Source organism: Nonomuraea deserti (assembly GCF_004348685.1).
Lineage (GTDB): Bacteria > Actinomycetota > Actinomycetes > Streptosporangiales > Streptosporangiaceae > Nonomuraea > Nonomuraea deserti.
Map to the genome: position 1 here is coordinate 14,894 of NZ_SMKO01000005.1, position 25,652 is coordinate 40,545.

At 72.5% G+C, this 25,652-nt stretch carries 22 protein-coding genes; 14 read left to right on the forward strand and 8 right to left on the reverse strand.

What is annotated here, in order from left to right:
- The first annotated feature begins 194 nt into the window (after positions 1 to 194).
- Positions 195 to 1,226 carry a Glu/Leu/Phe/Val dehydrogenase dimerization domain-containing protein gene (locus tag E1292_RS03355; RefSeq protein ID WP_132591858.1) on the forward strand — a complete coding sequence of 344 codons (1,032 nt, stop codon included), beginning with the start codon at positions 195 to 197 and terminating at the stop codon, positions 1,224 to 1,226.
- Positions 1,227 to 1,230: 4 nt separating this feature from the next.
- On the opposite strand, the gene E1292_RS03360 is transcribed toward E1292_RS03355, so the two are convergent.
- On the reverse strand, positions 1,231 to 2,259 hold the full coding sequence (locus E1292_RS03360; protein WP_246089895.1) for a hypothetical protein: 1,029 nt from the start codon (positions 2,257 to 2,259) through the stop codon (positions 1,231 to 1,233).
- A 23-nt stretch (positions 2,260 to 2,282) separates the two neighbouring features.
- Between E1292_RS03360 and E1292_RS03365 the strand changes: the two genes are divergently transcribed.
- From E1292_RS03365 to E1292_RS03400, 8 genes are all read left to right on the forward strand, one after another.
- Positions 2,283 to 2,735, forward strand: coding sequence for a MarR family winged helix-turn-helix transcriptional regulator (locus E1292_RS03365; RefSeq protein WP_246089896.1), 453 nt, complete (start codon positions 2,283 to 2,285; stop codon positions 2,733 to 2,735).
- The gene (locus E1292_RS03370) at positions 2,732 to 3,484 is read left to right on the forward strand and encodes an SDR family oxidoreductase (protein WP_132591860.1); all 753 of its coding nucleotides are present in this window, start codon (positions 2,732 to 2,734) and stop codon (positions 3,482 to 3,484) included. The genes E1292_RS03365 and E1292_RS03370 overlap by 4 nt, the downstream gene beginning before the upstream one ends.
- Positions 3,474 to 4,598, forward strand: a complete 1,125-nt coding sequence (locus tag E1292_RS03375; RefSeq protein ID WP_132591862.1) for a sensor histidine kinase — start codon at positions 3,474 to 3,476, stop codon at positions 4,596 to 4,598. The genes E1292_RS03370 and E1292_RS03375 overlap by 11 nt, the downstream gene beginning before the upstream one ends.
- Positions 4,585 to 5,709, forward strand: coding sequence for a hypothetical protein (locus E1292_RS03380; RefSeq protein WP_132591864.1), 1,125 nt, complete (start codon positions 4,585 to 4,587; stop codon positions 5,707 to 5,709). The genes E1292_RS03375 and E1292_RS03380 overlap by 14 nt, the downstream gene beginning before the upstream one ends.
- Positions 5,679 to 6,362: a response regulator gene (locus tag E1292_RS03385; RefSeq protein ID WP_181958179.1), complete on the forward strand. Its 684-nt coding sequence runs from the start codon at positions 5,679 to 5,681 to the stop codon at positions 6,360 to 6,362. The genes E1292_RS03380 and E1292_RS03385 overlap by 31 nt, the downstream gene beginning before the upstream one ends.
- 455 nt (positions 6,363 to 6,817) lie before the next feature.
- On the forward strand, positions 6,818 to 8,761 hold the full coding sequence (locus E1292_RS03390; RefSeq protein ID WP_165974348.1) for an AfsR/SARP family transcriptional regulator: 1,944 nt from the start codon (positions 6,818 to 6,820) through the stop codon (positions 8,759 to 8,761).
- Positions 8,762 to 8,905: 144 nt separating this feature from the next.
- Positions 8,906 to 10,279, forward strand: a complete 1,374-nt coding sequence (locus tag E1292_RS03395) for an alanine/glycine:cation symporter family protein (protein ID WP_132591868.1) — start codon at positions 8,906 to 8,908, stop codon at positions 10,277 to 10,279.
- A gap of 42 nt (positions 10,280 to 10,321) precedes the next feature.
- Entirely contained in the window at positions 10,322 to 10,921 is a 600-nt protein-coding gene (locus E1292_RS03400) for a DinB family protein (RefSeq protein ID WP_132591870.1), read from the forward strand.
- An 11-nt stretch (positions 10,922 to 10,932) separates the two neighbouring features.
- Here the strand turns inward: E1292_RS03400 and E1292_RS03405 are convergent, their stop codons facing one another.
- Entirely contained in the window at positions 10,933 to 11,541 is a 609-nt protein-coding gene (locus E1292_RS03405; protein ID WP_132591872.1) for a TetR-like C-terminal domain-containing protein, read from the reverse strand.
- Between the two features lie 82 nt (positions 11,542 to 11,623).
- Between E1292_RS03405 and E1292_RS03410 the strand changes: the two genes are divergently transcribed.
- Both E1292_RS03410 and E1292_RS03415 read left to right on the forward strand, forming a co-directional pair.
- Positions 11,624 to 12,799 carry a DUF418 domain-containing protein gene (locus E1292_RS03410; RefSeq protein WP_132591874.1) on the forward strand — a complete coding sequence of 392 codons (1,176 nt, stop codon included), beginning with the start codon at positions 11,624 to 11,626 and terminating at the stop codon, positions 12,797 to 12,799.
- A 198-nt stretch (positions 12,800 to 12,997) separates the two neighbouring features.
- Complete coding sequence (locus E1292_RS03415) at positions 12,998 to 14,608, forward strand: ABC-F family ATP-binding cassette domain-containing protein (protein ID WP_132592028.1); 1,611 nt, start codon at positions 12,998 to 13,000, stop codon at positions 14,606 to 14,608.
- Positions 14,609 to 14,735: 127 nt separating this feature from the next.
- On the opposite strand, the gene E1292_RS03420 is transcribed toward E1292_RS03415, so the two are convergent.
- From E1292_RS03420 to E1292_RS03430, 3 genes are read right to left on the reverse strand one after another with little or no spacing between them, the layout of a single operon-like run.
- On the reverse strand, positions 14,736 to 16,664 hold the full coding sequence (locus E1292_RS03420) for a hypothetical protein (RefSeq protein WP_132591876.1): 1,929 nt from the start codon (positions 16,662 to 16,664) through the stop codon (positions 14,736 to 14,738).
- Positions 16,652 to 17,650 carry a hypothetical protein gene (locus tag E1292_RS03425; protein WP_132591878.1) on the reverse strand — a complete coding sequence of 333 codons (999 nt, stop codon included), beginning with the start codon at positions 17,648 to 17,650 and terminating at the stop codon, positions 16,652 to 16,654. The genes E1292_RS03420 and E1292_RS03425 overlap by 13 nt, the downstream gene beginning before the upstream one ends.
- Complete coding sequence (locus tag E1292_RS03430; protein WP_132591880.1) at positions 17,637 to 19,070, reverse strand: hypothetical protein; 1,434 nt, start codon at positions 19,068 to 19,070, stop codon at positions 17,637 to 17,639. Before E1292_RS03430 ends, E1292_RS03425 begins: the two co-directional genes overlap by 14 nt.
- A 290-nt stretch (positions 19,071 to 19,360) precedes the next feature.
- Between E1292_RS03430 and E1292_RS03435 the strand changes: the two genes are divergently transcribed.
- Both E1292_RS03435 and E1292_RS03440 read left to right on the forward strand, forming a co-directional pair.
- Entirely contained in the window at positions 19,361 to 20,653 is a 1,293-nt protein-coding gene (locus E1292_RS03435) for a DUF4407 domain-containing protein (RefSeq protein WP_281284002.1), read from the forward strand.
- A complete protein-coding gene (locus tag E1292_RS03440; protein WP_132591884.1) occupies positions 20,643 to 22,133 on the forward strand; it encodes a serine/threonine-protein kinase in 1,491 nt (496 codons plus the stop codon). The genes E1292_RS03435 and E1292_RS03440 overlap by 11 nt, the downstream gene beginning before the upstream one ends.
- Positions 22,134 to 22,206: 73 nt before the next feature.
- Here the strand turns inward: E1292_RS03440 and E1292_RS03445 are convergent, their stop codons facing one another.
- The 3 genes from E1292_RS03445 to E1292_RS03455 all read right to left on the reverse strand — a co-directional run bounded on the left by E1292_RS03445 (position 22,207) and on the right by E1292_RS03455 (position 24,516).
- Positions 22,207 to 23,007, reverse strand: coding sequence for a class I SAM-dependent methyltransferase (locus tag E1292_RS03445; protein ID WP_220446642.1), 801 nt, complete (start codon positions 23,005 to 23,007; stop codon positions 22,207 to 22,209).
- A 271-nt stretch (positions 23,008 to 23,278) separates the two neighbouring features.
- Positions 23,279 to 23,935 (reverse strand): TetR/AcrR family transcriptional regulator, encoded by a 657-nt coding sequence (locus E1292_RS50830; protein ID WP_165974350.1) that lies wholly within the window; start codon positions 23,933 to 23,935, stop codon positions 23,279 to 23,281.
- Complete coding sequence (locus E1292_RS03455) at positions 23,932 to 24,516, reverse strand: TetR/AcrR family transcriptional regulator (protein WP_132591886.1); 585 nt, start codon at positions 24,514 to 24,516, stop codon at positions 23,932 to 23,934. Before E1292_RS03455 ends, E1292_RS50830 begins: the two co-directional genes overlap by 4 nt.
- Positions 24,517 to 24,611: 95 nt before the next feature.
- Here E1292_RS03455 and E1292_RS03460 point away from each other — a divergent pair, with 95 nt between their 5' ends.
- The gene (locus E1292_RS03460; RefSeq protein ID WP_132591888.1) at positions 24,612 to 25,652 is read left to right on the forward strand and encodes an NAD(P)-dependent alcohol dehydrogenase; all 1,041 of its coding nucleotides are present in this window, start codon (positions 24,612 to 24,614) and stop codon (positions 25,650 to 25,652) included.

The window sequence follows — 25,652 nt, forward strand, 5'->3', positions numbered from 1 at the left end:
CGGACGGCGACGGATCGGCGTGCCCCTTCGGCGCGTACAACCATTCGGTCGGCGCCGGACGCCCACGCCGCCGGGAAACCCGCTGTTGGCTGGAATGTCGGCTGATTTCCGGCCGATCGTTCGGCTCACATGGCGATCCCGTGCCAAAGGGCCGACTCTTGCCACGGTAACCAGCCATCCGGAAGGGGCAGCACATGCCGGGATTCCAGCACGAGCACGTCGTCGTCCGCTCCGGCGGCCGGTCCGGCCTGCCGGTGATCATCGCGGTGCACTCGACGAAGCTCGGCCAGGCGGTCGGCGGATGCCGCGTCTGGCGCTACGCCGACTGGCGTGACGGGCTCGCCGACGCGCTGCGGCTGTCGGCCGCCATGACCGCCAAGTGTGCCGTGGCCGGGCTGGCGAACGGCGGCGGCAAGACGGTCGTCGCCCTGCCCGCGGACGCCGAACTGGACGCGGCCACGCGCCGCATGGTCCTGCACGACGTCGCGGACGCGATCACGTCCCTGTCCGGCACGTACGCGACCGGCCCCGACGTCGGGACGACCCCCGAGGACATGGCCGTCATCGGGGAACGGACCCCGCACGTGTTCTGCAGACCGGAACGGCACGGCGGTGGCGGCTCCTCGGCGGCCACCGCGCTCGGCACGCTGGCGGCCCTGCGCGCCGTACGCCGGCGGCTGCACGGCACGGCGGCGTTCAGGGGCGCGCGGCTGGCGGTCGTGGGGCTGGGCAGCGTCGGCATGCGGCTGGCCCGCCTGCTCGCCGCCGAGGGGGCCGAGCTCGTGGTCGCCGACATCGACCCGGCGAAGCGGCATGAGAGCGACACGCTCGGCGCCACCTGGGTCTCGCCGGAGGAGGCCCTCACCGCGGACGTCGACATCGTCGTCCCCGCGGCGCTCGGCGGCGTGCTCACCGCGGACGTCGTGCCCGATCTGCGCTGCGCCGCCATCGCGGGACCGGCCAACAACCAGCTCGCCGCGGAGGACGTGGCGGGCCTGCTGCACCGGCGCGGCATCGCGTGGGTGCCCGACCACGTCGTCAGCGCGGGCGGCGTGATCAACACGCTCGCCGTGGAGCTGCACCACGAGAGCGCCGACGAGGCTCGGAAGCGGGTCGAGGCGATCGAGCACACCGTCTCCGACCTCCTGCACACGGCCGAACTCCAGCGGGTGACCCCCGCCCAGGCCGCGACGGAGCTGGCCCGGCTCCGGCTGGCGTCCGCCTGAGGCGTCACGGCCGCGGGGCCCCGCGGATGAGCCGGGCGACGCGCAATCCCGCCCAGAGCAGCAGGGCCAGCACGCCGGCCAGCGCGTACTCGATGGCCGGGATCCTGATCGTCTCGCCGGCGCCGCCGAGGAGGTCGCCGCGCAGGGCGTACACGACCATGAGGGAGCCCGCGTAGCCGGCGGCCAGCAGCAGGCGCGCGGCGCGCGAGAGCCCCAGCCCGTGCATCTGCGTGATCACGAAGACGCCGAGGAAGCCGAACAGGAACATCGGCCACATCCCGTCGGGGCCGGAGGTCATGACGGCCACCAGGGTGCCGTGCACCACGACGGTCAGCTCCAGCGTCAGCGTCCACCAGCGGTTGGTGTGGGCGCGGGTGAGGAACAGGCTGCCCTGCAGCAGCAGGAGGAACATGTAGAAGAAGCCGATGAGGTGGCCGCTGGTGGCCTCCGCCGGGTGGTACCAGAAGGTGTACACCCCCGCCCAGCTGAACAGGTAGCCGTGATAGCGGCGGGCGAAGTCGACGATCTCCCGGCCGAGGGGCGCCGGCCTGCCGAGGAACAGGCCGCGGCGGCGGTTCTCCATGAGCAGGACGACGACCAGGAGGAGCACCACAGAGCCCTGGGAGCTGTAGATCGACACGTCCTGGGCCAGGCCGTCGTAGAAAAGGTGTGTCTGCAGCGTGTGCAGGGCGACGAAGCCGGTGTTGACGGCCAGGGCCACGACGTTGATCGGGTGCAGGCCGGCGGCGTGGCGGCGCACCCTGGTCTGCGCGTAGTAGATCATCCACCAGAACGCGATCTGGTGGGCGGCGTATCCCGCCCAGGCCGACAGCCTGGTCCACACGGTGGGCTCGGGCAGCTTCCAGTAGTACCAGGAGGCGCCCTGGTCGGGCAGCAGCGCGATGCCGTGCAGCCGCTGGCCGAGCAGCCAGATCAGGCCGGTCAGCACGGCGCTGGCCGCCACCCCGGCCGCCAGCGCCGTGCCCGGCCTCACCGTGCTCAGCGCGTGCTTCTTGCCGTAGGGTACTTCCACCATCGAAATATATAGGGAGGGTTGTGACCCCGTACGAGGTGATGGTGCTCATTCGCCGGCTCAACGTGGAGAGCGACCGGTTCGTCGAGGGCTTCGCCGTGGCCCACCGGCTGCACCGCACCGACCTGAACGCCCTGGTGGAGATCCTCGACGCGCACCACGCCGGCCACGCGCTCTCGCCAGGCGAGCTGGGCGCGAAGCTCAACCTCAGCGCGCCCGCCACGACGGCCCTCATCGACCGGCTGGAGCAGGCCGGCCACGCCGGACGCCGGCGCAGCACCACCGACGGCCGCAAGATCGAAGTCGTCATCACCGAGCGCGCGGTCGAGCTGGCGCGCGCGTTCTTCGCCCCGCTGGGGCGCCACCTCACCGCCGTGGTCGAGGAGTTCGGCCCGGAGGAGCGGGAGACCATCGGCAGGTTCCTCACCCGTGGCATCGAGGCCACCGTGGCGGCCCGGGGGGACCACGGGGCATGAAGAAGATCGTGATCACCGGGGGCACCCGCGGCCTGGGGCGCGGCCTGGCCCGTGCGCTGCTGGAGCAGGGACACCAGGTGATGGTGTGCGGGACCGGCCAGGCCGGCGTCGCCGCGGTCACGAATGAGGTCGGCGTGCCCGCCCTCGTGGCGGACGCCACCGACCGCGCCCAGGTCCAGGCGCTCTGGGACGAGGCCGTACGCCGCTTCGGCCGCGTGGACATCTGGATCAACAACGCCGGGGTGTCACACCATCGCGTCCCGCTGTGGCGGCTGCCCGAGCCCGAGGCGCGCACGGTGGCGGAGGTCAACCTGCTCGGCGTGCTGAACGGGTGCGCCGTCGCGGCGGCGGGGATGGCGGCGCGGGGCGGCGGCCACATCTGGAACATGGAGGGCCTGGGCAGCGACGGCCGCGTCGTGCCCGGCCTCGGCGTCTACGGCGCCACCAAGCGCGCCGTCACCTACCTGACCAGGGCCCTGGCCAAGGAGGCTCCCGACGGGGTGACGGCGGGCCTGCTCAGCCCGGGCATGGTGGTCACCGACCTGCTGACGTATGGCGACTCGGAGGCGGCGCGGGGGCGCGCCTCTGAGATCTTCGCCATCCTGGCCGATCCGGTCGACACCGTGGCGCCGTGGCTGGCGCGGCGCGTCGTCACCCGGGCGAAGAACGGCGCCCGTACCGGGCGACTCGTTAGGCTGCCTCCCAAGGAGGCGGCGAGGGTCGGTGGCGAGGTGACGGTTGGCTGGTGAGGCGGCGCGGCTGCTCGAGAGCTTCGGCCGCCGGTACGCGGCCGCGGTGCGCCTGGCCACGCTTGCGCCGATCGTCGCGATAGCGCTGTTCCGCGCCCCGCCCGAGAATTTCGCGGGCACCGCGGCGACGGCCGCCGCCGCGGCGGTGTGGACCTGCGGCTACGCGTGGTGGCTGCGCGCGGGCCGCGGGCACGCGGCGGTCGCCCTCGACGTGGTCGTCCTGCTGGGCCTGTACACGAGCATCTTCCTGACCGACGCCGTCGAGGACCGCAACACCGGGTGGCTGCGGCTCCTGATCACGTTCGCCTGCGTGACGTGCCAGTGGCACGCCCCGCCGCTCGCGGGAGGCCTCGCGGCGGTGGCGACAGTGGGCGGGGCGGTGGGCTTCCTCACGGCGGCGGGAGCGGCGCAGGTGGACAACAGCCTGGTCACGGGGACGGTGTGGGCGTTACCGGCCGCCGGGCTGTCCAGAGCGGCCTGGGTGCTCGTCCACCGCGCCGCGGAACGCGCTGACCGGATGGCGGCCGAGGCCGTACGGGCACGCGCCGAGTCGCAGGTGGCCGAGGCGGTCAGAGCCGAGGAACGCGAGCTCGGCAACTCGTTGCACGACACGGCGGCCACGACCCTGCTGATGGTCGGCATCGGGCAGGTGCGCTCGGACGCGGAGTGGCTGGCCCCGCAGGCGGGCCGCGACCTCGACAGGCTCCGCTCCGACAGCGGGCGCGCACCCCTGCACGCCGACCTCGTCGAGCTGTTACGCGCCGACCTCGATTCCGTGCAGCTGACCGTGGAGTTCGACGCCCCGGCTGAGCTGCGGCTGCCGTTCGAGGCGGCCAGGGCGATCGCCGACGCGGCCAGGGAGTCCCTCACCAACGTACGCCGCCACGCGGGCACGACCCGGGCCGCCGTCCGGCTGGCCGGGGACGCGCGGTCGCTGCGGCTCGACATCGCCGACCAGGGGAAGGGATTCTCGCCCGCGGACGTGTCCGTCACCCGGCGGGGCCTGCGCGAGTCCGTACGGGGCAGGATGAGCCGCATCGGCGGTACGGTCACGATCACCTCCGCCGAGGGCGAGGGCACCCTCGTCCGGATGGAATGGCGTGCCGATGGGTGACGCCGCCGAGGAGATGACGCGGGCGCAGTTACGGCGCGGCCTGCGGGTCGCGACGCTGCTCGTCGCCCTGGTGACGGTGTGCGGGCAGGGGCTGTCCAACATTCTGCGCCACCTGGACGCGTACCCGTCGCCGCTCGCGCAGCTGGCCGCTTTCGCGGTGCTCGCCGCCGTGCTCGCCGGCGAGGCCGTCCTGCTCCTCCGGCGGCGATCGTGGGGACGGCTCCGCCGGGCCGCCGTCGCCGTCGTGCTCGCCGCGTCCGTCCTGTCGTACGTGACCCTCCCGGAGGGGCGCACCTCGACCAACACCGACTGGCTCTTCGGCGCCGCCGCCTGGGTGGGCCTCGTCGTGCTGCTCGACCGCCCGCTGCGGGTCGCCGTCGCGTTCCTGCTCGCCCACGACCTGACCGCCCTGGCGCACCTGCTCATGGTGGACCCCAACCGGGGAGACCTGGCCCGGTTCGCCACCGGCTCGGTGACCGTGATCGGCCTCCCCCTGTGCGTGGCCGTGGTGGCGACCGTCCTCAACTCGCTGAGCGCGGCCTCGGCGGCCTCCCAGCGGGAGATCGAGCGGGTACGCGTCGCCGAGGCGGTCGCGGCGGAGTCCCACCGCCGCAGGCAGCAGCGGCTCGCCGAGCTGTCGGCGACCACGATCCCGCTGCTGGAAGGGCTCGCCGACGGCTCGCTCCGCCCCGAGGACCCGGCGATCCAGCGGCGCTGCGCGATCGAGGCCGGCCGGATGCGCAGGCTGTTCGCCGAGACCGACACCGTGGCCAACCCCCTCGTGCACGAGCTGCGCCACTGCGCCGATGTCGCGGACCGCAAGGGCGTCGTCGTGGAGCTGGACGCTCGCGGCCACTGGCCGACGCCGCCCGTGGCCGTCCGGCGCGACCTCACCGAGCCGGTCCTGAGCGTGCTCGCCACCGCCGCCTCCCGGGCCCGGATCGCGGTCGTCGGCGGCGCGGACCTGGTGTCGGTGAGCGTCGTCGCGGACAGCGGTGAGGTGGATCTGCCGGATCCGGTGACGCCGGGAGTGCACGTCGAGACGTTGAACAACGACGACACGATATGGATGGAGGTCCGATGGCAGCCGAGCCCGCAGCCGGCGAGCTGATCACGGTGGTGATCGTCGACGATCACGCGGCCATCGCCGCAGGCGTCCGCTCCTGGTGTTCCCAGGCCGTGCCGCCGATCGAGCTCGTCGACGCCGGCGACCGGCTCGCCGACGTGTGGACCGGCCCCGGAGCCGCCGCCGACGTGGTGATCTTCGATCTGGAGCTGGTGCCGCGCAGACCGGACTTCGGCGAGCTGCGCCGGCTGGTCGACAACGGCCGCCGCGTGATCGTGTACTCCCAGCACACCGACGACGCGACCGCGATCAAGTGCGTCGACCTCGGCGCGCTCGCCTACCTGACCAAGCGCGAGGGCCCCGACCACCTGGTGCCCGCCATCCGGGCGGCCGCGCGGGGCGAGCCCTACACCGCGCCGTCGCTGTCCGGGGCGCTCATCGCCGACGACGCCCCCGGCCGGCCGCGCCTGTCCCAGCGCGAGACCGAGGTGCTGCGGGCGTGGTTCGTGGCCTCGTCCAAGGAGCTCGTCGCCGCGAAGCTCAACATCACCGTCAAGACCGTCGACACCTACATCGCCCGCGTCCGGGTGAAGTACGCCAACGTTGGGCGGGCCGCCCGCACCAAGAGCGAACTGGTCGGCCGTGCCCTCGACGACGGGCTCATCACGCTCGCCGAGCTCAACGAGACGGCGACCTAGTTGTAGGGCGTTCACCGGACACCAGTGCGGCCCCCGCCTTCCTAGACTTGCCGGCAGCAGCGGCCATGCCGCGCGGCACCCTCCGCGAAGGGGCGGCGGGTGTCCGCACCACTCGGGTACGGAAGGCCACAGGAAGGTTCCTGTTTTGCCGTTGATGCTCAGGACGGGCGCGTTCACGATGTCCCGCGGACCCTGCGGCAACTCGTGGGGGAGTGATCGACCGGCGCCGGCCGACGCCGACGGCTCCGGGGAGCCTGCGGGCGGGCGGGGACCCGTTCGTGTCCGAGCAGACCGTGCGTGAGGCCGCGTTCCCCGTGATCGGCTGAGGAGTTCCGCCGGGCAGGACGGCTGCGGGCGCGGACCGTCCGTCCTGCTCTTCCCGGCGCATGCCTCCTTCTCGTCCGCGGCACCACGGAGTCTCGCGTCGGTCATCCACTGTGACAGGGGGAGCTCAAATGGGACTGCAGATCAAGTTTCTCGGGCCATGGGAGGTCACGGCGAACGGCGAGCCGGTGAGGCTGGCCGGGCTGCGGCGGGTGGGGGTGCTGGCCCGGCTGGCGCTCAGCGCCGGCCGGGCGGTCCCGGCCGAGCGGATCCTCGCCGACGTGTGGGATCAGACCACGGTGACGACGGCGGGCAAGCAGCTGCACATCGTGGTGTCCAAGCTGCGCGCCCTCCTCGCGCCGTACCAGGACGACGAGATCATCACCACCGTCACCGGTGGCTACCAGCTCAACCTCGCCCGTGAGAGCGTCGACGCCCACCTGTTCACCCGCATGGCCGGCCAGGCGCGGGCCGCCCGGGCCCAGGGCGAGATCGCGACGGCGGACGAGCTGTTCCGGCGGGCTCTGGCGTTGTGGCGGGGCAACGCGCTGGAGGGCATGACCGGCGCGTGGGCGCAGGCGGCGTGCGCCTGCCTGGAGGAGGAGCGCCTGACCACGCTGGAGGACCACATCGACCTGCGGCTGGAGTCCGGCGACCATCACGCGGTGGTGCCGGTGCTCACCGCTCACGCCGAGGCGTACCCGCTGCGCGAGCGGCCGCGCGCCCAGCTGATGCTGGCGATGTACCGGGCCTCCCGGCCGTGCGAAGCCCTCGAGGTGTACCAGGAGACGCGCCGCGTCATGGTCGACGAGCTCGGCATCGAACCAGGGGCGGCGCTGCGCCGCATGCAGCAGGCGGTGCTCAGGCGCGACCCCGCGCTCGACCTGGCCTCCCCGGCGCGGCGCGCCACCCTCACGCGGGCCGCCCTCCCCAACGAGCTCCCCGCCGACACCCGGGCGTTCACCGCCCGCGCCACGGAGATCGCCTGGCTGCGCGGGACGCTCGCCGACGCCGTGCCGGGACTGCCGTCCGTCGCGGCGATCCACGGGGCCGGCGGGACCGGCAAGTCCGCGCTGGCCGTGCACGCCGCGCACGGCGTCGCCGAGCGGTTCGCCGACGGCGTCCTCTACGTCGACCTGCGTGCCGCCACCGACGGGCGCACGCCGCTGACGCCGTACGACGCCCTGAGCCGGCTGCTGCGCTCCCTCGGGGTGGACGGCGCCGCCGTACCGTCCACCCTGGACGAGGCCGCCGCCCGCTACCGCTCCCTGACCTCGACGCGCGAGCTGCTCGTCGTCCTCGACGACGCGCTCGACGCCGGCCAGGTCGGTCAGCTCATCCCCGCGGGGCCCAAGTGCGCGGCCGTCATCACCAGCCGGCAGGCCATGGCCTCGCTCGGCATCACGAGCCGGCTGAACCTGACCGGGCTGGCCGACGCCGACGCCACCGCCTTGCTCTCCCGCATCGTGGACCCCGCGAGAATCGCCGCCGAGCCGGAGGCGGCTCAGCGGATCGTCCGGCTCTGCGGCGGGCTGCCCCTCGCGCTCCGCATCTCCGCGGCGCGCCTGGCCGCCCGGCCCGACCGGCGGTTGTCCTCGCTGGCCGAGCAGCTCGCCGACGACACCCGCCGCCTCGACGTCCTCGAACACGCCGACCTGGCGATCCGCACCAGCATCGCGGCCGGCCTCCAGCACCTGCGGGGAGAGCCCGACGCCGGCCACGCCTTCCACCTGCTGGGGCTCATGGGCACCGGCACCCACACGGCGGCCGCCACGTCCGCTGTCATCGGCTGGCCCGAGCCGCGCGCGGAAGCCGCGCTCAACCGGCTCCTGGACGCCCGCCTGCTCGAACGCGCCGGGTTCCGGCGCTACCGGATGCCCGACCTGATCCGCCTTTACGCGCGCGAGCAGGCCGCCCGCCACATGCCGGAGCCCGTACGCGTCACCGCCGCCCGCCAGGCGTTCCACCACCACCTGACCAGAACGCTCGACCCGATAGCGCACCGCCGCGGCCCGGCCGAGCGGACCATGGGCCGGCAGGCGGCCACCCTCCCACGCCGCCTCGCCGTCCACTGACCCCATGACGAGCACGCGGGCTCTCGCGCCCGGCGTGTCCAGTGAGGTGAGCGTTCGTGACCTGCGTGAACATGGTGGGCAAGGCGGCTGTTCCCGCGCCAGGGGAACGGGACGCCCTTCACATGTGAGCGTGAGGAGCTTGGGGTGCAAGACCTTCTGTCCGCGATCTCGGACTTCGTCTGGGGGCCGTTCCTGCTGATCCCCCTGCTCCTGCTGACGGGCCTCTACCTCACGATCGTCCTGCGCGGCCTGCAGTTCCACAAACTCTTCTACGCCCTCTGGCTCGCGCTCATCCGGCGCAAGGAAGCCGAGGGCGTGGGCGACATCTCCCACTACCAGGCCCTGTCGACGGCCCTGGCGGCCACCGTGGGCGTCGGCAACATCGCGGGCGTCGCCACGGCCATCCACCTCGGCGGCCCCGGCGCCCTCTTCTGGATGTGGGTGACCGGGCTGGTCGGCATGGCGACGAAATACTCGGAGGCGTTCCTCGGCGTGCGCTTCCGCCGTACCGACGCCAAGGGCGAGCAGAGCGGCGGCCCGATGTTCTACCTGACCTACGGGGTGGGCGGGAAGTTCGGCGCGGCCCTGGGCGTGCTGTTCGCCGTCTTCGGCGCGCTCGCGGCGTTCGGCATCGGCAACATGGTGCAGTCCAACAGCGTGGCCGACGCGGTCAACTCGCAGTGGGGTGTTCCCATGTGGCTGACCGGCGCGATCATCACCGTGCTTGCCGCCGTCGTCATCCTGGGCGGCATCAAGAGCATCGGCGCGGTCACCAGCGCCTTCGTCCCCGTGATGATCGTCTTCTACATCATCGGCGCCCTGTGGATCATCGTCGCCAACGTCGGCAACCTGCCCGATGCGCTGGCCCTCGTCTTCGCCGACGCGTTCACCGGCACCGCGGCCACCGGCGGGTTCGCCGGCGCGGGCATCATGCTGGCCATCCGGTACGGCGTGGCCCGCGGCATCTTCTCCAACGAGTCGGGCCTCGGCACCGGCGGCATCGCCGCGGCGGCGGCCAAGACGAACGAGCCGGTGCGGCAGGCGCTCGTGTCGATGACCCAGACGTTCATCGACACGCTGGTCGTGGTCAGCATGACCGGCCTGGCCATCGTCGTCACCGGCGCCTGGCGCAGCGGCGAGAACGGCGCGCCACTCACCACCATGGCCTTCAGCCACGGCCTGCCCGGCCAGTGGGGCGGCATCGTCGTGACGATCGGCCTGGTCTTCTTCGCCTTCTCCACGCTGCTCGGCTGGGCGTACTACGGCGAGCGCTGCATGGACCGGCTCTTCGGCAGGGGAGCGGTGGTGCCGTACCGGTTGCTGTTCATCGTGCTGATCTTCGTCGGCACGGTGCTGGAGCTGCAGACCGTGTGGACATTCTCCGACATCATGAACGGTCTCATGGCGCTGCCCAACCTCATCGGCCTCCTCCTGCTCTCCGGGCTCGTCGTCAGGGAGACCCGCGCCTACTTCAACCGTCCCGACTGGGCCGAGGTGCCCGCCGTCGAGCCGCGCTGAATACGAGTGCGCGTTGCCGGGGGCGCCTGCCAGGATGCACGCATGACTGATCTCGAACTGAAGTCGGATCTGCGCTTCTACCTGCAGCGCGCACGCGAGGCCCTGCTGTGGAAGCTCGACGGCCTGTCCGACTACGACGTCCGCCGCCCACTGACGCCCACCGGCACCAACCTGCTGGGGGTGGTCAAGCACGTCGCTGGCACGGAGGCGGAATATCTCGGCGACGTCTTCGCCCGGCCGTTCCCCGAGCCGCTGCCGTGGATGGCGGAGGACGCCGAGCCCAACGCCGACATGTGGGCGACCGCTGACGAGTCGCGCGAGGACATCGTGGGCCTCTATCACCGGGTGTGGGCCCACTCCGACGCGACGATCGACGCGCTGGCGCTCGACGCGCCCGGCGAGGTGCCGTGGTGGTCGGAGGAGCGTCGCAAGGTGACGCTGCACCGGATCATCACGCACATGATCGTCGAGACCAACCGGCACGCCGGCCACGCCGACATCGTCCGCGAGCTCATCGACGGGGCCGCCGGCATGCAGCGGGGCAACGACAACCTGCCGCAGGGCGACCAGGCGTGGTGGGAGGCCTACCGCGACAGGGTGGAGCAGGTGGCGCGGGAGGCGGGTCAGCGGTCCGCCAGGTGAGGTGAAGCGGCTCAGCGGTCCTGGGGGAGGTGATCGGCGAGCCCGATCGCCGGCAGGATCGCCTGGTCGACGATGTCGGCCAGGTCGGCGTCCGTGGGAGGCGCCCCGTCGATCAGCCGTTTGGTGACGAGCGCCTCGCCGATGTCGGCCACCACCGGGGTGATCCGCGCGGCGGGGAAGTGGCCGCGCTCGGCGTAGTGCCGGAGCACCGTGCTGGTGAACGTGCCGCCCCGCCGGGCGAAGACCCTCTCGAACAGGGCGTCGGAGATCTTCGCGGCGCCCTTGGGGTCGGTGAGGATGGCGGCGACCGCGCGGCCGGCCGGGCTCAGCGTCCACGTGACCATGAGCTGGAGCGACCGGATCAGGTCGCCGCGAAGGTCGTCGGCGGCGAGGGTCGGCTCCTCGACCGGATGTGAGTGATAGAGGGCGTCGAGGAGCACCTCGATCGGATCCGGCCAGCGGCGGTAGAGCGTGGTGCGGGCGGTCGCCGCGCGCCTGCCGATGCCCTCCATGGTCAGCCGTCCGACGCCGACCTCCACCACCTCTTCCAGCACCGCGGCGTGGATGGCGTCGATCAGCTCCTGGCCGCGCCGCCGCGTCCGGCGGTTGCTTGCACCCATGCTCTTCCCTCATTTGGCTACAGGGCTGTATCTTACTCACGCAGTTAAGCTACAGTCGTGTATCTAAAGCTGGGGGAAGTCCATGTCCATCTCCGCTCCGGCCCTCGCCCAGGGCGCCGTCCCGCTCGCCCGGCGATCCCTCGCTCCCGACCTCGCGCGCGGGGTCATGCTGCTGCTCATCGCCGTGGCGCACGCGCACATGTACCTGTCCGGGCACCCCTCGGGCTTCCGCGGCTACACCCTGGACGGAGGCACCCTCGACCGGGTGGTGGCCGGGGCGCAGATCCTCCTGGTGGACGGCCGCGCGCTGCCCATGTTCGCCGCCCTGTTCGGCTACGGCCTGGTCCAGTTGTCGGACCGGCGGCTCGGCGCCGGGCAGAGCTGGCCGGAGGTGCGGCGGGTGCTGCGCCGCCGGAGCCTGTGGCTGCTGGCGTTCGGGTTCTGCCACGCGCTCCTGCTGTTCTTCGGCGACATCCTCGGCGCGTACGGGCTGGTCGGGCTGGTGCTCGTCGGCTTCGTCCGGCGCAGCGACCGTGCCCTCTTCTGGGCCGCCGGCGTGGCGGCCGTCCTGCACGTCATCGTGCTCGCCCTGTTCGGGCTGCTCACCGCGACCGCCGAGAAGGGCGACACGCCGGCCGCCATGGCCGACCCGCTCCAGGCGGCCCTGACGCGGATCGTCGGCTGGATCGGGATGACCCCCACCTACTTCGCCGTGAGCGTCGTGCCCGCCTTCCTGCTCGGGATCTGGGCGGCCCGCCGCCGGCTGCTTGACGAGCCGGCGCTGCACCGGGCGCTGCTCTCGCGGGTCGCCGCCACCGGCACGCTGATCGCGGTCGCCGGCGCCCTGCCGCTGACGCTGGTCGACACGCGGCTCTGGAGCCCCACGGACGCGGTCGCCATCTCCGTGTACGCCCTGCACAGCGTCACCGGCATCGCCGGCGGGCTAGCGTACGCCGCGCTGGTCGGGCGCGTCGCGGCCCAGGGCAGGCGGCGCGCCACCGGAACCGTGACCAGGGCGCTCGCCGCCTGCGGCCAGTGGTCGCTCACCTGCTACCTGCTCCAGTCGGTGGTCTTCGTCGCGATCTTCACGCCGTACCTGGGCGGGCTCGCCACCCGCGTCGGCGACGCGGCCGCGTCCGGCATCGCCGTGCTCACGTGGCTCGGGACCGTGGTCCTGGCCGCCGCGCTGTCGCGTACGGGGCGGCGCGGGCCGGCGGAGACGGCGTTGCGGCGGCTCACATACCGCCGCGCCCGCTGACCCGGCGGCCGTTATAGTGGACACGTGCAATACCTGTTCTTCCTCTGAGGACGACGACGCCGGCCGCCGTTGCCGACCCGGTTCTGCCCTGATCGACGGGCCCGGGCGCGGCCGGATCCCTCCGTCGTCAGCTCTCGTCTCTCACCGGGCGCCCGCCTGCGCGCGAGCCCGGTCCTTGGAGGAAGCGTGTCCACCGCCATGTCCCTACCGGCTCGTGCGCGGGCCCATCTCAGCGCCACCGACGTGCGTCTCGCCCGCGGTGGCAGGCCGGTCCTGACCGGCGTCAACCTCACCGTCTCCCCCGGTGACCGCCTGGGCGTGGTCGGCGAGAACGGCCGCGGCAAGACCACACTGCTGCACGTCCTCGCCGGCGCCCTGACTCCCGACTCCGGCTCGGTCAGCCGGGTCGGCACCGTCGGCGTCGCCGACCAGGAGCTGCCCATCGGCGACGACCGCACGGTCGGCGACCTGATCGACGTCGAACTCGCGCAGGTGCGGGCCGTGCTCCGCGCGTTCGACGCGGCGACGCGGGCCCTCGAGGAGGAACGTCCGGGCGCCGAGCAGGACTACGCCGAGGCGCTCGCCGCCGCGGAGTCCCTCGGGGCGTGGGACGCCGACCGCCGCGTCGACGTCTCGCTCGCCGCGCTCGGCGCCGTCGGCGACCGGGATCGGCCCCTGGCGGGCCTGTCCGTCGGCCAGCGGTACCGGATCAGGCTCGCCGGCCTGCTGGGCGCCGGGCACGACCTGCTGCTGCTGGACGAGCCGACCAACCACCTCGACGCGAGCGGCCTCGACCACCTGACCGCCCGGCTGCGGGCGCATCCGGGCGGGGTCGTGCTGGTCAGCCACGACCGCGCGCTGCTGGCCGACGTCGTCACCACCGTGCTCGACCTCGACCCGACCAGCGACGGGCTGCCCCGTACGTACGGTGGCGGCTACGACGGCTACCGCGAGGGCCACCGCGCGGAACGTGAACGCTGGGAGCTCGCCTTCCGCGACCAGGAGAACGAGCGGCAGCGGCTCGCGCAGGACCTGTCCGCCGCCCAGAACCGCCTGTCCACCGGATGGCGACCCGACAAGGGCACCGGCAAGCACACGCGCGCCACCCGGGCGCCCGCGCTGGTGCGGGCCGTGCACCGGCGGCGGGAGGCGCTGGAGTCGCAGGTGCTCGACGTGCCCAAGCCGCCGCTGCGCTTCCAGATGCCGCGGCTGGAGGCGACGCCGGGAGCCACGCTGCTGCGGGCCGACGACGTCACGGTGGCCGGAAGGCTGCAAGCGCCCCGGTCGGTGCATCTGCGCGCCGGTGACCGTCTCGTGGTGACCGGGCCCAACGGCTCGGGCAAGTCGACCCTGCTCGCCGTGCTCGCCCAGACGCTGGCGCCCGCTTCCGGGACCGTGCAGCGCAAGCGCGGCGCCCGCGTCGGCCTGCTCGCCCAGGAGTCACCGCCGCCGTCGCGGCGGCGGGCCTTCGAGGTCTACGAGGCCGCGGTCGGCCGGCTCGTCAGCTCCGGCGCGCTGCGCGAGGGTGACCAGGTCGGGCTCACGCAGCTGGGGTTGCTGCCCTCCGAGGCCGCGCACCGGCCGGTGCACGAGCTGTCGATCGGCCAGCAACGCCGGCTCGACCTGGCCATCCTGCTGGCCGGGCGGCCCCAGGTCGTCCTGCTCGACGAGCCGACCAACCACCTGTCCATGGCGCTGGTCGACGAGCTGACCGAGGCGCTGTCCGTGACGGCCGCGGCGGTGGTCCTGGCCACCCACGACCGCAGGCTGCTCCGCGACACCGCCACCTGGCCGCGGCTGCGCATCTGAGACCCCGCGGGCGGAGCCACCGCCACAGGGCCTGCCCGCCACGGCCGCGGCTCTGAGAGCCCGCGGGCGGTCGGAGCCACAGACACAGGCGAGCGCGACGGCGGCGACTCATGGAGCCCGCGGGCGGTCAGGGCCACAGCCACAGGGCGAGCGCGCCGGCGGCGGCGACGAGGACGATCGAGGCGCCGGCGAGGGCCTTCCCGAGCGTGGAAGCCGGTGCCAGCCGGCCCAGGCCGGCGCGTCGGCGGTATCGCGCCATCCGGCCGTCGCCGCCGCCGTCCCGCGCGAGCATCCGGTCGAGGCCGGCCTTGACGGTGTCGGCGACGGGGGTCCCGGTCATGCTCAGCTCGCGCATCGTGCCGCCGGCCATGGTGTGGAGCAGGGCCGGGGCCGTTCCCGGCGCGCCGAGGGTCATGATCGCGAGCAGGAACGTCCGGGGAGGGCTGTCCAGGTCCGCCAGGATCTCCTTGATGTCGGCCGACGTCAGGTAGCGGCGGTGGCCCACCCAGAGCACGTCCTGGTAGCGGACCACGCTCTCCTCGGCCGCGCAGATGGAGCTGATCGCCTCGATGAGGTAGCGGTGGCGCGCGAGCGCGTACCTGACGGCCTCCATGCCCCGGGGATCGGTGGGCAGCGCGCGGCGGTCCGCCTCGGTGATCACTATTTCCAGCACCTTGCGGTTGCGGGAGCGGACGGCGACGTGGCACAGCTCGTCCTCCGACATGACGGCGAGCACCTTGTGCAGGTGCTCGGGGCCTTGGAGGTAGGCGATGAGCAACCTGCCCGACGGAGCGCTCGCGGGCAGGAGCTTGCTCATCGCGGCGAGCAGCGCCGGGGAGAGGCCGTGCTCCAGGCGGCGCTGGCCGCCCAGATCGACCAGCATCTCCTCGACGTCGGCCGCGTGCATCGGCGCCGCGTACAGCAGCCGCAGCAGGATCTCGAAGAAGTCGCGCACGACGGCGGAACCGCTCAGCCTTTCCGGCGGGCGGATCGGGTTCGCCCTGATGAACACGCGGTAGGTCTTGCGGTCCTGGTCGGTCACCCGGTCGCGAGCCCGCTCCGCCAGCTGCGCGGTGAGCGCGCCGAGCCGCTGCTCCTCGGCGTGCGCGATGCTCTCACGGCACTGGTGCAGCAGCTGCTCCACCGAGGGCTTCGGCGGGCGTACGACGGACTGCCCGCCGTACGCCGTGCCCCGGTCGGAGGCACGGCCGCGGAGCAGCCTGGACGCCGCCGCGCGGTGGGAGACGTCGTCGAAGTCGCGCGGCTCCACCAGGGTGCCGAGCCACCCCACCAGGTCGCAGAGGTCGTCACCCTGGTAACGCTCGAGTTCCTTCTCGTAGAGCAGCGCCTGGGGCGGGAACGACGCCGGCCGGTCATCCGCCTCCCAGGGCAGCTCCCACGCGCCGTGGGTGGGCGGCACCTCGGCGAAGGAGAGCCGGATCCGGTGCCGGGAGGCGCTGTTGGTCCAGGTGGAGACCGCCAGCGTGTGGCGGAACCCGTACGGGAGCAGTGCGGCCACGGCGTCGAGGAAGTCCAGCCGCCGGTCCGGCGGGAGGTGGCCGGCCCGCACCACGCAGACGGGCCGCCCGGTCAGCAGGAGCGCCGCCGCCCGCCGCGCCGTGCCGTTCACCTGATCGGCTAGGTGGCGCTCGTCGTAGGCGGCGAGGGAGAGCCCGAAGGGCGCGTCGCCGGAGAAGTCCTCCTCGGCCAGCGCTTCGTACAGGGCACGGTACGACACCGTGCTCGGCCCCGCGACGACGTCCGCCCAGCGGACGCAGACGTAGTACGTCATCGCGTACGGGCGGTGGAAGCCGTCCTGGGAGTCGGGCTCCCTCTGCAGGGACAGCCCCAGCCACGGCTCGCCGTCCGCGGCGAAGTAGCTGGTCGCCACGCGCGGCAGGGCCTTGGGCTCCATGGTGCCGGAGGTGAACGCCTTGAGCCACATGCCGAACTCCGCGTTGGAGATCGCCCCCGAACTGCAGCGGATCACGCTGTAGTCGTCCAGGCTCTCCGGCGTCTTGCCGAGGATCGCCCAGTGGGCGGTCAGCCGTTCCATCGTCCGCTCCCGATCGCGCCGGGCCGGAGCATCTGGCCGAGCCAGAGCACGGGCTCCATGACGTTCATGGGGCGGATGGCGCCCCGGATCGTCAGCCCGCCGCCGGCGTTGTCGATGACGTTGAGGTAGTCGTCGGGGTCGAAGCGGCCGAGATCCTCGTCGATGAACAGGCCGACGGACGACGTCACGAAGTATTTGATGCGGTCCTTGTGGAAGAACGCCTCGATCAGGTCGAGGATCATCTCCGTGTTGTGGTCGTGGGCCTCCTGGCACAGCAGCCGGAAGAAGTCGCGGACGCGGTCCGGGGGCACGTGGGGGATGCGCAGCTCGTCGGTGGGGTCCCGCTCCGTGAACCCTCCCTCCATCGCGATCCGCAGCACCCGCGGGTCGTCGTACTTGGTGATGCAGACCGCGATGTGGTGGGGCAGCTTGCCGTCCTCGTACTCGTCGCCGACGAGCATCCGGCCGGCGACCTCGTGCAGCGCGGCGTCCAGGTGCTTGAACGCGTCGCCGACCCTGGCCTCCCGGTCGGGGTCGAACATGTAGATCAGCCCGCGGCTCTTGACGAGGCTGTCGACCAGGGCCTTCTTGTCGATGTTCGACTCCGACTCGGCGTACAGGTCACCTCGGAGGTCGAGGAAGTCGAGCTTGATCTTCGGTGCCCTCGCCGCACGCGCCGTCCACGGCCACCACCATCGCCGGCGCGTCTCCGCCGGGCCGATGATCATCCAGCTGTAGTGGGTGAGGGCCTCGGTCGGGGCGGGGAACGTACGTGCCTGCAGCAGCGTGTTGCGCAGTTTCGCCAGTTCAGTCCGTGACACCGCGTTTTCGCCGATGAGCCTCCAGCCGGCGTCACGGGACTTGTTCAGTGCGATGCTCAGCGCCGCCAGGAAGGCGGTCTTGCCGCTGCCCGAGGCTCCCCACATCGCGATGTCGGGCTCCCGGCCGCGCTCGGGATCGCCAGGGGCGGAGTCAGTGTCGGCCACCGCTGTCCTCACTCTGGGAGACGAAGGGAAGGGAGAGCACCCCTGCGGGCTCGGGCACCAGGCCGAGCCGGACCGCGAGCTCTTCCGCGTTGACCGCGTCCACCTGGAACAACGCGGTCGAGCCGAGCCGGCGCCAGGGGGACGTGGAGCTGGCCGGCGGGCTGTCGCAGATGACCGCGCTCCTCAGGCCGCGCTGCTGCTCCATCTCGCGCAGCAGCGCAAGCCAGTCGTGCCGCGCGGGACAGGCCGGCACCCGGTCGAGGCCGGACCGGGGCGGGTGCGGGGGCCGCGCCCCGATGGTGAGCAGCGCCGTGCGCGGGCTCGCCGGCTGCTGCAGCAGCCTGGTGCGCACCTCGGCGAGCATGTCCTCGATCTGGGCGGCGTTGGGGTAGGTCGGCGTGGTGGGCCGCAGGGACTCGAGGGCGGCGCGTGCCTGCGCCGTGGACGCCGACCAGGCGGCGAGGGACGGCCGGCTCCGGTCCGCGCGCCTGGTGTCGTACACGTGGGTGCCGTATCCCACGACGGACACCTTCAGCTGCTGGAGGTCGGGGCAGCGTTCGGCGAGGAGGTCGATGACGTAGCCGGCCCAGTGGCAGCGGGCCTCGAACTCCTCCCTCGTGCCCGCCGTCTCGACGGCGCACACCAGATGCGCGGGCCGGGGCGCGCGCGGGAGCCGCTCCGGCAGCGTGGCCACGACCTCCTCCCACGAACGCGTGTCCGGCCGGAGCCCGGGGACCTCCGGGAAGCGGACCAGGCCGGGGCGCTCCAGCACCGCCCGCAGCACGTGCCGCCCCGGCGGGAGCGGCGCGTGGTCGGCCGACACCAGCCCCGACGGCTGGAGCGGGCCCGACCAGGCGGAGACCGCGAGCACCATGCCGCCCGCGTCGGTGCACGTGACGGCCACGCGGGCCTCGTCGCCGGGCTGCGCGCCGGCGCCGAAAAGCCGCCGGCCCACGAGTTCGAGCCTGCCGTCCTCCGCGCGTTCCCTGGCCACGACCAGGTCGTACGTCTGGCGCAGGGGCGCGCCGGCGGTCAGCTCGCCGAGCAGCTCCCCGACCTTCACCCCCGACTCCTCGATGAGCCGGGCCGACGGGCGCCACTGCCGCAGCGCGCGCACCGCCGCCTCCTGCTCGTGCCCGCCGGCGGAGCGCGTGATCACCACGGGATCGGCCTCGTCGGCGGAGATCAGATCGCGGGCTACCCGGAGCACCGCGTCGAAGACCTCGTCGCCCGAGGCGGTCAGGGTGGACCACTTGGCGGAGGCTCTGCGCGCGTGGCGGGCCGTGCCGACCTCGTCGGCGCGAACCTCGAAGACACGTATGCCGGCGGCGTCGATCTCCACGACGGCCAGCCGTTCCCTGAATGAGACGATCAGATCGGCGAGCTCGCCCCGCAACCCGCCCTCTGCGAAATGGTGCAAGAATCTCCCCGCCCGTTCACGACCCTGTCCGGTGATTAACCTTGTTCAACACCACTGGCGAAATATGTAGTTGATCATCGTTTGTCCGTTTCATGGTGACTCGAGGCGGACTGGTGAAGGAGGCCTTGGTGAGCCGACATTTATCCTCTTGTTATAAGTCATGATTGCCGGTTGTTTATGGTAGTCAGCGGATTACTCACGGGATAGGTTGTGCGGCATCCTGTCCCTTTCCCCCGGGGTGGCGTGTGGTCGGTAGATGGTTGATCGTCTTGTCGGGTGCGCGTCCGGAGGTGCTGGACAGGTGCAAGGGAGAGCGCGCCAGATTCCACGGCATGGGTGGCGCCATCCTGACCACGGCCTGCGTCGCCGCCATCTCCATGACCTTCGCCCTCGCCTCGGCGCTCAAGGTGTTCCCGCCGCTCGCCGTCCTCATCGGCCTCGTCTGGGGCGTGGCGATCCTGAGCCTCGACCGGTGGCTCGTCACGTCCCTGCCGGCCCAGGGCGGACGGCGCTTCTGGCTCGCCCTGCCCCGCGTGCTCCTCGCGCTGCTGCTCGGCGCCGTCATCTCCACGCCGCTGGTCCTGCAGATCTTCAAGCCCGAGATCGACGCCGAGATCGTCGACATCCAGCAGGAGCGGACCGACGCGTTCACCCGCACGCAGCAGGCGGGCGAGACCGGCCGGCGCATCGCCGAGCTGGAGAAGTCGGCCACGGCGCTGGAAGCCGTGATCGTCTCCCGTGGTGATAGCCCGCTCGACCCCGCCGCCGACCCCCGGGTCCAGGAGCTGACCAAGTCGCGGGCCCAGGCCGTGAAGCAGCGCGACAAGGCCTACCAGGAATGGCAGTGCCAGCTGTACGTCGGGCCGCCCAAGTGCGCGAAGAAGGGCCGGGGTCCCCTCGCCAAGGCGGCGGAGGAGGCGTACATCGCGGCCCGTAACCGGGCGAAGGACCTCGACGGGCAGATCGAGCAGCGCAGACGGCAGCTCAGCGACACCCAGAAGGCAGGAAAGGCCAGCAGGCTGACCCAGGCGGAGCAGGACCTGCGCGCCGTGCAGGCCGAGCTGGACAAACTGACCGAGCAGCAGGCCGGGCTGAGAGACGGCTTCGCCGACGAGATCAAGGGGTCCGACGGCCTGATGTTGCGGCTGGAGGCGCTCAGCAGGGTCTCGCGGGACAACGCCACCCTCAGCACGGCGAGGCTCCTGCTGTTCCTGTTCATCCTGCTCATCGAGTGCCTGCCGATCCTCGTCAAGCTCATGCAGCGGCCCGGCAGCTACGACACGATCGTGGCGGCGCTGGAGAAGCAGGAGGTCAACGACGCCATCGACCAGATCAACGAGGCTGACAGGCGGCTCGCGCGCGGCACCCGGCGGGACGGCGCGACCCGCCCGTACACCGCGGAGGAGCCGCGCACGGACGCCTTCCACGACGCCGGCACCCCGTTCCCGCCGCCACGGCAGGAACACAACGAGACCAGGAGCTTCGAGGACGAGGCGCTGCGCGACCTGCGCGACGACCGGGCCGCGCGGACGGCCGCGACCGGCGGGCGGGCCGAGTACGCCGGGCTGAACGATGATTGGTGAGCGCGTCGCCGGCCGGTTCGTCATCGAGGCGCAGTTGGGCAGCGGCGGCATGGGATGGGTCTGGCGCGGCCGTGACAGCAAGCTCGATCGGGTGGTGGCGCTCAAGCAGGTGCGTGCGGACGTCGGGCGCCTGCCGGAGCTGAAGGCGCGGGCCGAACGCGAGGCGCAGGCGCTGGCCCGGATCGACCACCCCGGCATCGTCCGCGTTCACGACGTGCTCGACGCCCCCGACGGCCCGTGGATCGTGATGGACTACGTCCAGGGCACCGTGCTCGGCGCGCTCATCGAAAGGGCGCCGCTGTCCGAGCCCGCCGTGGTGCGCATCGGCGCCCAGGCGCTCGACGCGCTCGCCGCCGCACATGCGGTGGGTGTGCTCCACCGCGACGTGAAGCCGGACAACATCCTGATCACCGCTGCCGGCTCGGTCGTCCTGGTCGACTTCGGGATCGCCGCCATCGAGGGCCACGAGCGCATCACCATGCTCGGCCACATCATCGGCACCCCCGACTTCCTCGCCCCCGAGCGCATACGCGGCACGCCGGTGGGCCCGGCGGCCGACCTGTGGTCGCTCGGGGCCACCCTCTACACGGCCCTGGAAGGACGCCCGCCGTTCCGCAAGAGCACCGAGGAGGCCACCAGGTTCGCGATCCTCACCTCGCCCCCCGACCCCATGATCAGGGCTGTCCGGCTCAAGCCGACGCTCAACCGGTTGCTCGCCAAGAGCCCGGCCAACCGGATGACCGCCGGTGAGCTGGCGCGGCAGCTGGAAAGGGCCGCCGGGGGCGATCGCGGCGCCGGACCGCGGCCGCCGTCGCGTGCTGCTACGGCAACGCAACCCCGGCCGCCCAGGGAGGACGAGGTCGCACGGGCGAACGGCGGCCCCGGCAGCAGAGGCGCCTCCGGAGGCAGGGGCGCTTCGGCAGGCGGCGGGGGAGCGGGTGCCGGCGTGGCGGCGCGACGCGTACGCCGGACGCTGGCGGACGTCGGCGACGCGGAACGGGGTTCGATGATCCTCACCCTGCCCCCCGACGAGGCGGCGGTGCTGCTCGCCGAGCGGTGGAAGCTGTTCACGACCGCCGCGGTGGAGGAGATGTGCCGCCAGGCGGCGAAGAGCGCGACCATCCTCCAGATGTTGCTGCCGGCCCGCGCGGGCTGGCTGCTGAACCAGGTGCGCGACCCGCGCCTGGTGGCCAGGGTGGTCCTGGCGATGAGCGCCCACCACCGCGGGCTCGTGCTGGGCCAGATGCACGATCGGCATTCGGCGGCGGCCATCGAGGCGATGGCCGACATCGACGCCCGGCAGACCGGCCTCGCCGTCGCGGCGATGCAGAAGGATCCGGCAGCTCAGGCGCTGAGCCGCCTTCCGCCTGCCACGATCGCCGGGCTGCTGGCGCAGGCCCCGCCGTCCTGCCGTGGCGGCCTGGTGCCCCTGTTGCCGTCGGGGATTCGCGAGGACGTGGCGCGCAGGCTCGCCCACTGAGGCGGTCGAGGCGCTGACGTTCATGGTGACCGGAGGCCGAGGCCGTGGAGGCAGCGGCCTCCGGCCGGCGGGCTCAGCCGGGCAGGTGGTTGGTGGCGGAGGCGCCGTCAGGTGGGGCCAGGTGTTCCAGGAGCGCGTCTATGGACGCGACGGCGACGTCCTCGCTGGGACGCGAGAGGAAGACGTTGACGTGGTACTCACCGTCCGCTTCCTTGCCCGTGGGGTCGAGGCCCTGCTCGGCCAGCGACCGCAGGGCGAACTCCCGCTCCAGGTCGTCGGCGAAGCGCCGCTGCGGGAAGGTGGCGTTGTCCAGTTGCTCCGTGACCAGCCCGTGGCGGGCGAGCGTGTCGGCCACGGGGGTGAAGTCGACCGTCCGCAGGCACAGGGCGGCGAACCATGGGCGGCGATCGGGGGACGTGCAGTCGAGCAGGCGGTCGATCGACCGGTCGGTGATGTAGCCGATGCCGCCGGTGACCGTGATGAGGTCGGCTTCGCCGACGATCTGCGCCAGTTCGGGCGACGGGTCGTTCTGCTCCAGGTTGTCGGACGCTCCCGCGTCCAGCAGGCCCACGTGTACGGCGTATTCGACGGCTGACGAGGCGGTGTCCAGCCCGATCACCCGGGGAGCGGCCTGCCGTCGGTGGCTCCGGTAGAAGCTGCGGTCTTCGTCGGCGAGCTCTTCTGGGGCCAGGTGGGCCACCTGGTCGTCGGCGTAGTGGTCGTAGAGGTGGTCGAGCGTGAGCTCGCATTTCATCAGCGCCGCGTTCACGCCGTACGAACAGCACAGGTCCACGACGGTCGGTGAGTCCACGTCGAGCGCGTCGAGCACTTTGAGGAAGACGCGCTGCCCATGGTGGGGGACGGTGTAATCCAAGCTGCCTAGGCGGTCGAAGTACGCCCGGGGGTCTGGACGATCGTAGATGTCGTTGAAGTCGGCCTTTTCTAGCTTCCGGTCAGTGATCTGATCGTCGGCTCGCACACTCTGCCTTTCTGCGTGGCTGCATCACTACAGGGACAAACGACCCGTTTAACGTATCACGTGTGATAAATCACGATTTAGTGGGATTTCCGCAGAACGGAAGTCCGGCGCGGCACTCCGCCGCATGGGCGGCGCGGCGCTCCCGCCGCCCATGCGGCGGGGAGCCTTACGCCGTCGCGGGGCCGGGACGGTCCAGGCCGGCGGCGAGCTCGGCGATGGCCGCGTCGCACTGCTGACCCAGCAGGGCCGTGGCGGACGCGTGGTCCAGGCCCACGGCCTGATCGAGCCACCGGTCCAGGACGACGTGGAGCGCCGCCAGCACGGCGGCCGCGCACACCGCCGGATAGAAGCCGTCGCGGCCCGGAGGATCGACGCGTTCGGCGATCGCCTCGGCGAAGGTCTTCTCCTGGGCGGCGAGCACGGCCAGTTGCTGGGGCATCAACGATGGCTCGCGCCGGATGAGCCGCAACGCCTCGAGGTGGTCATGGCTGACGGCGTCGCTCTCGTTGAGGACGATGAGCACCGCCTCGCGGAACGCCCGCAGCACCGACTCCGTGCGCGGCCGGGCCCTGAACTGGGCGATGAGCTGCTCCGCGGCGGACGACACGGGCGCCACCATGGCCTCTTCCTTGCTGGAGAAGTAGTTGAAGAAGGTCCGCAGCGCGATGTCGGCCTCGTCGGCGATCTGCTCGACCGTGACGTTGTCGACGCCGTGGCGCAGGGCCAGGCGCAGGGCGGCGTCGCGGAGCGCGGCCCTGGTGGCCTGCTTCTTGCGTTCGCGGCGGCCGAGAGCCGGCGTCGCCGCGCCGGTGCGCGCGCTCACGTCATCACGGCGCGCTTGACGCTCTCGCGGAGCAGGGCGCGACGCTGCTCGTGCACGTCGGAGGGCTCGTCGGCGGTCGCGGCGTAGACGTTGCTGACCGGCGACCACGCCATGGACATCGCGATGACCAGGGCCAGCACGTCGAACGGATCGCCCGGTCGCACGACCCCCGAGGCCTGCGCCTCGGCGATGGCGCGCAGCTTGTGCTCGTCGAGGCGGTCGGTGTCTTCGACGAGGTGACCGGCGGGGCGCCGCTCCAGGCGGGCCCAGGTGGCCAGCCGGATGAGGTCGGGGCGGCGGAGATATTCGTCGTAGAGGCGCACGGCCCAGTCGGCGAGGTCGGTGGCGTCGATCGGGACGACGTTGGTGATCCGCTCCAGCGAGCCGAAGAAGATGGCGTCGAACAGCCCTTCCTTGCTGCCGAAATAGGCGTAGAGCTGCGCCTTGTTGGTGCGCGCGGCCGCCACGATCCGCTCGATGCGCGCCCCGGCGATGCCGTGCTCGGCGAACTCCCTGGTCGCCGCGTCGAGGATGCGACCGCGGGTCGCGGCGCCGCGGGAGGTCAGGGGCTGGTCGGCCATGGCGCGAGCCTACCAAACAGAACAGTCGGTTTGCTGTCTGGGCATCCCATGTGTCAAGGTGAAATAAACCGAACAGTCTGTTTATAGGAGTCCGGATGAGGACCACAGTGGGATGGCGCGCGGACGGCCCCGTGACGACGCTGCGGCGGGCGTCTTTCGAACGGCGCGACCTGCGCCCTGACGACATCGCGGTACGTGTGGACTACTGCGGTGTCTGCCACACGGACCTGCAGGCCGTCCGCGCCCACCGCGAGACCGGCGTGTCCGTCGTGCCCGGCCACGAGTTCACGGGCGTGGTGACCGGGACCGGGTCCGCGGTCACCCGGTTCGCCGCCGGTGACCCCGTAGCGGTCGGCAACATCGTCGACGCGTGCGGGGCGTGCGCGATGTGCCGCGCCGGCCAGGAGAACTTCTGCCACGAGTTCCCGACCCTGACCTACGGCGGCGCCGACCGCCACGACGGGTCGACCACCCTGGGGGCCTACTCCCGCGAGTACGTCGTCCGCGACCGGTTCGCCTACCGGCTCCCCGCCGGCCTCGACCCCGCCGCCGCGGCTCCGCTGCTCTGCGCCGGGATCACCGTCTGGGAGCCGCTGAGCACACTCGGCGTGGGCCCGGGCAGCCGCGTCGCCGTGGCGGGGCTGGGCGGCCTCGGCCACCTCGCGGTCAAGCTCGCCGTGGCGCTCGGCGCCGACACCACGGTCATCAGCCGGTCGGCGGGCAAGGCCGGGGACGCCCGCCGGCTCGGCGCCCACGACGTCGTCGTCTCCACGGATCCGGACCGGATGGCCGCGGCGCGCGACCGGTTCGACGTCGTCATCGACACCATCCCCGCCCCGCACGACCTCGGCCCCTACCTGCGGCTCGTGGCCATGGACGGGACCCTCGGCCTCGTCGGGCACCTGGGGCAGGTCACCCTGCAGGCCATGGATTTGCTCGTCGGGCGCAAGAAGCTCAGCTCCGCGGGCAGCGGCGGCCGGCCCGCGACCGCCGCCCTGCTGGACTTCTGCGCCGAGCACGGCGTCGCCGCCGACATCGAGCTGCTCCCCTCGGCGCGCGTGAACGAAGCCCTCGACCGCCTCGAACGCAACGACGTGCGCTACCGCTTCGTCCTCGACCTGTCCGACCTGTCCTGA